This window comes from Prevotella amnii DSM 23384 = JCM 14753 (assembly GCF_000378745.1).
Taxonomy (GTDB): Bacteria; Bacteroidota; Bacteroidia; order Bacteroidales; family Bacteroidaceae; genus Prevotella; species Prevotella amnii.
The window spans coordinates 49323-56103 of record NZ_KB905278.1 but is presented as its reverse complement, the minus strand read 5'-3'; the positions used below and the strand labels follow the sequence as shown (position 1 = coordinate 56103).

Below are 6781 nucleotides of genomic sequence, written 5' to 3'. Positions count from 1 at the left end.
CTCGCTGGTAAAACCATAACTGCTTACAGTGCCTAACTTATGGTCTGACTTTTCCATAAAGTTACGCTCGTCAAGCCAAAAGTCAATCTGCGAAACACTCTCTTGAATATCGACAACATCAAAGTAGTCGGCAAGTACATCTGGAAAGATGCAACGTAATAATTGGTGATTCTTCATGATGCAAAGATAACAAATACTTATGAAATTATGTGCCTGAGAGGAGAGGGCTTGCAACTGGGTTTTAGGACTGACCCATTATTAAGAACAACACTTTTCGCAATATTTAATTTGTTTAGGGAATTTCTTCTCAATATGCTTGATAATTGTCTCACAAACTTCTTGGTAATCCTCGTTTGTCATTGGTTCCTGTTCACTTCTCCATCCTCCATGTGATAAGTCATTTATGAATGTATATGATTTTTTGTCACTTGGAATGTTCTCCTTTATATATTCAGAAATACTATCCTCTGATATTTCTATATTTTGAAATTTCGATAGCGTCTCTATAATATGTCTTATAGAATTAGCTGTAGTGTGACTGTATAGTTGCCCCTTACGAGCAATCCTATATATATCAACCAGATGGTTAATATATGGAACGGTAAAATTCTCATTAAAAGCAATTAAATTCCCTCTACTAAGAAGAAGTTTTGTTGTAACAATGTTATTTGAACATAATATTCTCATAAAATCATTATTGTGAGTAAATATTATAAATTTCTCATATTGAATTTTATTAACTATCTGCCGTAAATCTCGAATAACTCCACATAGCGTATAGACATATGTGAAATCCATACTTGATATTGGGTCATCAATAATAAAAAACAACTTATTATAATCTTCTTCCCTCTGAATTTTTAAATGCAAATCCCCAATATAATAGGCAAATGCGACTATGTTTTTTTCACCTTCGCTAAGCACTCTTTTCACTTGCCCTTTCTCCAAAGATTTTTTCTCAAAAATCAGTCTAAATGAATCTTCATCTAAACTATATTTTCCTGCAAAGAAATAATCGAGAACTTTCTTTATCGTTTCATAAACAGTTTTTTTCTTGCTTATTTTTTCAGATTCCTCTTTTTTTTGAATTTCAATATTAAGTTTTTTATATGCTTCACGCAAAGATAAGAGAGAGTTTAAATCTCCTGAAATTATATCCAATAACTTATTATAAGCAGATTTACAAATTTTTCGTCTTATAGATTTGCTTTCCTCTCCAATTTTGTTTTTACGGGCATTTATTTCGTCAATTTTTTTATTATTATCCTTGATAATTTTCTCAAGTTGCGAATAATGCTCATCAATTTGGGATATAAATTCTGTGCCAAGGTTAATCTTTATACTTAAATTATCTACTTTATTTTTGAGGTGCTCACTCAAATTATCTAAATCTTCTTCAAGGGATTTGATTTCTATTTCTTGGAGATTATCTTTTTCAAAAGACGGGATATATTTCTGCTTATACTCATCAAAGAAATTAATTGCTTTTACAGATTGCACCTGTAAACTTTTCAACCTCTTTCTTTCTGCCTCAATGTTATTTTTATATACTTGAAATAGCTTTATTGCCTTAGCCTCTTCATCTGCAAGATAGTGAGTATATTTGTCTATTAAGGATAAGGATTCCTTTTCAAACTTCTGACCACAAAAAGGGCATAACCCATTTTCCTCCTCCTTGTATCTAAGACCTAATTCTATAAAATCCTGCCTATTTTTTACTTTTTGCTTAAAATCTTCAGCAAAAGAACTTATAGAGAAGACTTTCCCAAGATTTTCAATCATGTTAGTAAGGGTAGGTCGGAAATCGCTTTCAGTTGTGTCTATGGACTTAATATCTATAAGATTATCTGGCGTTGATTTTATTTTGTTATAATCATCTACATTATCGCTGAGATTCTTATCGACTTCTACTTTACTGCATTTTGTTGGTGAATCTAAGATTGTATCAACACTTAAATATTGCTTGTACTCTTGGAGTCTTTTTATATCTCTTATAGCATTTATATTTTTATCAAGAAAAGTTTTAATTATATCCTGCAACTTCACTCTAAGTTCCTTACCCTCATCATCAATATTTTGTAATCGGGCTTTGTCCGAAGCCAAATCTATGTGAGACTTCCCTAAGATATATCCTTGTATTTCGCTGTCTTTTTCAAACCCCAGAGACCGTATATTTTCATCAACGTAATCTTGGTTGAATGTATGATAGATATAGAAAGTATGTGGAATTGTCGGAAGCTGTTTTTGTTGTATAGCTAATGAAAAGTCCTCTTTAACCGTATCGTTATATGCTGTTATTTTAAAAGAAAATAATCCTTTTGTAGAATTAAACCGCAACAGGCTATCAGTTGGGCTATTACCTTTATCGTCTAAACATATAGGAGTGTTGTTCTCCATAAGCCGGAATAGGCGACTTATGAAAGTTTTACCACTTCCATTATTGGCAAATATAGCTGTTTTTAAGCAACTCGCGGAATAAGAATATTGAAGGTTTTCTAAGGGAGCAATATTTGAGCAAAGTATATCTATTTTTATATTCTTCGACATAAATTAGGCGGCATTATAAAGTTGTACTAGCATATTCTTAATTTCTAAAAAGGATAAAGTAGCTGACAAATGGACATCTAATCCTATATTTATAATAAAGATAAAAGACTCTTTTCTGTAGTATTTATCACCAACTGCTTTCAAAGACTTTTCTACAGTATCAGCCTTAGCTAATAAGCATGTAAGCTGATAATCACGATTTATCTCCTGAGTTTTATTATCAGGGTGGGCTTTTGTAAAATGTTGCGTAGCTGTAAGCTTTATCAGGTTCTCTAAATAGTGTGCCAATTGCGGAAATTGAGATTTTGGAAAGATATGATGAACTTGTGTTGCTTCTCCATTTCCCCATTGGTCATGAACTTCGCTTTCTATTTGTATTTTCCGCAACAGATTCATTGCTTTCTGAACATAATAAGCATTGTATGCTTCCTGCTGTTTTACATCTTGTTGCTCTTGTGCCTCCTGCCTAGTGATGGATTTATCTTTATTCAAGTCTCTCCAATTCTTACGATTGTACATTAAATCAGAGAATGTAAAGATATATTTAGACATATGTCCTTTTTCTGTTCCATTAATCTGATTTTCAACGGCATATACATTCAATATCTTACTAAAAATACGATGAACTTCTACTTCCGTATTTATAGCTGTATGACCAATCACAAAACGGTCGTATCTACTTTTTAGCTCTTGGAAGTCTGTATTCGTAGCTTTCCCCTGCAAACATTTATCTTTGAATGCTTCAAAATATCGGATAATTCCACTATCCGAAAGAACCTTTCGTAGATAGCAATAGAGGAAATTATATGTGTTTCTTTCTCTTTGCGCTATATAGTCAAGAATATCCAAATTAGCAACACGATAATAATTTGTTCCAGATCGCTTTTCTATCTCCAACACATGAGCATAAGCAAGCATCCGCAGAGGTTGCTGTATAAACTTGTCATATTCATGATGAGCTTTTGGATTAGTTGGCAATGGCTTGTTGAAAATAGCTCTTGCGTTCTTTATGAAGTATTGAGCATCCCAAATATTGGACACGGTAAACTCATTGTCAACATCTATTGTATTGATAATGCAATCAGCAATAAAGCAAACAACATCAGGAGTACACTTTTGATCCATAAAACGTGCATTTTGTGATTTACGTACATCCAAGTCAAAGTTACTAAGATATCTTATTATATTTTCTCTCATTTCATCTATCCTTTAAGTTTTCCAAAAAAGAAAACAGAGTTGTTATCAATATTAAGTGAACGTGTACCTAAATTTCTTGCTATTGCATAGAATTTAGTAAATTTATCCGTGGCATAAAATGACAGGTCTTCTTTTGTTATAACCTCATCATTATTTGCCAAAGTAAGAATTGCAACAGAACCATCAGCAATGCACCCTTTGGGGAGAAAGCACGCTCGTGGGTTATATGTCAAGTTTGGGAGCAGGACACAATTTGTTTTGTTTAGAAACTTACTAACATCCAGCCCATCTAAATTATCCACATAACTGTCATATTCTGGAATATCTATAATTTGATTATCACCAATATTCCTTGACTTGAGAACTCTTACCTGACCTTTTCCTTTTGTCAAAGACTTTGTTATAACTCTGTCTCTATATGCTTTGAACACATTGAACTCCATTTTATCTGCAACTTTATCAAAATCTTCGTTACGATATATTATCCAATAAGGAAACTTTGTATCCATAAGGTAGGATTGCTGCTGTACTACAACTTTTTCCGTAATATAAGATTCGACAATAGTCTGAGCAGACTTTCGCTGTGTTTCAACAACAAAGTTTATAGTTTCAATCTTAACTTTCTTGAATCCTTTTTCCCCGAAATCAATGATATGAGAAACTCTTTTTTTACTCATTAGTTGACGAGTTTTATTAAACTCAGGAGCATTTATCAAACTTTTAGGTACAATCAATGATACTACTTTTCCGATTCTCATAGACTTTTCTATAAAAAAAGAAAATATGTTATTTGTATCAGTATTGTAAGCTTCAGCTTTATAGACAGATAGTAACTCTTTTTCCTTTGTCAGTTTTTTATAAGGAGGATTTCCAACAACAACATCATACTTCTTCTTAAAACAATAAGTAAGAAAGTCTGTATGAATGTAATTTATGTGTACATTATTAGGAATATTTATATGACTGACTAGAGCCTTAAGCACTTCAAGGCTGTCATTATCAATATCCACAACATCTATGTTTACAGAGGGAACGTCCGCATACTTTTGAATAAGCATGGGAATAAAGTTGCCTACACCAACAGAGGGCTCCAAAATATTGATTTCTGTAAAGCCTTTCACTTCTGGCAAGTTCGTAACTACTGAAAAACAAATATCCTGTCGAGTATAATATGCTGCGTTATTATTTCTATTCGCATTTGCTAATTCTGCAATTTTTGACAATTCGCAGAAACGGTATTTTGTAGATTTATTGATAAAATCTACAAGATTTATTTGACTATCAAGATGTTTCCGCTCTATCAAATCCTTAATATCTTGCTCCGTCATATTGACACGACAGGAAACTTTGGATATTTTATGCGCTATCTGTCTAAATATGATAGTAGGAACAGCTTCGCCCAAATTTTGTCTTATATTCATTTCTTCCTTTTTGAGGAAAGCTTCTTTTTCTTTTATAGGCAATTTGTTCAGCTCATTAAAAGGAATATCACTCCATTGAAAAGATTCTGGAACCGACATCATAAGCATAACTTCACGAATACTGAAAACCCGATTATCCACTGGATGAACAGTATTTTGACTTGCCATAATATCATTACGAGTATGAATGCAGGGTGCAACTTTATCCCAACACTGACGTGTATATTTATCCCCATTCTTCTGAGCATTATAAACTATAACCCCATCCTTTATGGTATGGGGTATCTTGGTTATGTCAGTATTGTCAAAAGCTGACTGCCCCTCTTTTATATCGGCAATCCATGCTTCCATTCTTGGAGCATATTTTCTAAAATTGTGATAAATATCGGTTTTAGAAATTTCTCCCATAGTTCTTAATGATGGCAAATCACCTATTATCTGTCGCAAAGTTCTCTCAGGCTGCCTGTCAGGAAACACATCATAAGGAGTAATTTCTTTTAAATCTTTTCTTACTCCAATGACCAAAGTTCGTGTCCTGCTAGATGGATTACCATAATCCTTAAAGTTCACAACCTTAAACAGCACATTATACAATCCTCCAAGATTCAACTCTATTGCATTTTTAATAGTCTTATCTTGACCATCAACATCTGTACAAATGGATGTAAGAAATGCACGGACATTCTCGAATATGAAAAATTTTGGCTGTATTTTGCTAACCATTTTTATAGATTCAACAACCAAAGAATTCCTTTTCAGTTCATTTTTCTTCTTATGATTTGCTACAGACATACCTTGACATGGTGGTGTCGCAATGATTACATCTAAATCTTTTACATTAAAATTTCGTTTCCATAAATCCAATTCCTCAAACACTCGTCCTTGTGTTTCTTTTTGGGTCATATCTCCACAAATATATCCACTATCGTATGCACATTTTTGATTGAATTTTTGTATCTTTAGCCTACGTTCAAGTAATTCTACTGTAGCAATGCAATAGAAGTTCTCTTGTTTAAAACCGTAACATCCTACACCAGCGCTACTGAACAAACTAACATAGGTTTTCAGCCCATACGGAGAACGGCTTTCCGCAACTATTGTGGATGCAAATTTTATTGTATTATATTTCTTTTTTAACATCACACTATACCTTTAAGTTTTCTTTGACAACAGATAAAACATTTATAGCAACTTGTTTCTCTGGAGCCACAATATCGGAGACTTTGTCAGCAAGCCATAAGATAATCAACTCTTCTTGCTTGACATGAAATAGCCCTGACAAGATGCACACCTGTTCTCTTTTTGCTTTTCTTTCTCCTTTTTCTATCTTACAATAAGTCGCCGTATCAATATCAAGTGCAGCTGCCAAATGGCGTTGTGGCAGCTTATATTGCATACGCAACTCTTTTATTCGTTCAGAAAATAGCATATTACTTACTTATGTCTTGACATTATTTGGCAAATATAAGCAAAAATATTGATAACAACACATTTTCTACGCAAAAATGTTGCTTTCATTGTACATTATATTTTCATGGTATTATAACTCTTCAATGCTTAATTATGATTTTTTTTTATATTTCATGAGCCTAAATTATTTGTTAGTTCTCATATTG

Annotated in this window: 4 protein-coding genes; all 4 read right to left on the bottom strand. The window is 32.8% G+C overall.

Annotated features, from left to right (window positions below; all coding sequences use genetic code 11):
- Positions 1-258 precede the first annotated feature (258 nt).
- A complete protein-coding gene (locus tag F596_RS0106220) occupies positions 259-2547 on the bottom strand; it encodes an AAA family ATPase (protein WP_019036268.1) in 2289 nt (762 codons plus the stop codon).
- 3 nt (positions 2548-2550) lie between these two features.
- Positions 2551-3672 carry a hypothetical protein gene (locus tag F596_RS0106215; protein WP_238292722.1) on the bottom strand — a complete coding sequence of 374 codons (1122 nt, stop codon included), beginning with the start codon at positions 3670-3672 and terminating at the stop codon, positions 2551-2553.
- A gap of 77 nt (positions 3673-3749) precedes the next feature.
- On the bottom strand, positions 3750-6305 hold the full coding sequence (locus F596_RS0106210) for a DNA cytosine methyltransferase (protein WP_019036266.1): 2556 nt from the start codon (positions 6303-6305) through the stop codon (positions 3750-3752).
- A gap of 4 nt (positions 6306-6309) precedes the next feature.
- Positions 6310-6594 (bottom strand): helix-turn-helix domain-containing protein, encoded by a 285-nt coding sequence (locus tag F596_RS0106205; protein ID WP_019036265.1) that lies wholly within the window; start codon positions 6592-6594, stop codon positions 6310-6312.
- Positions 6595-6781 lie beyond the last annotated feature (187 nt).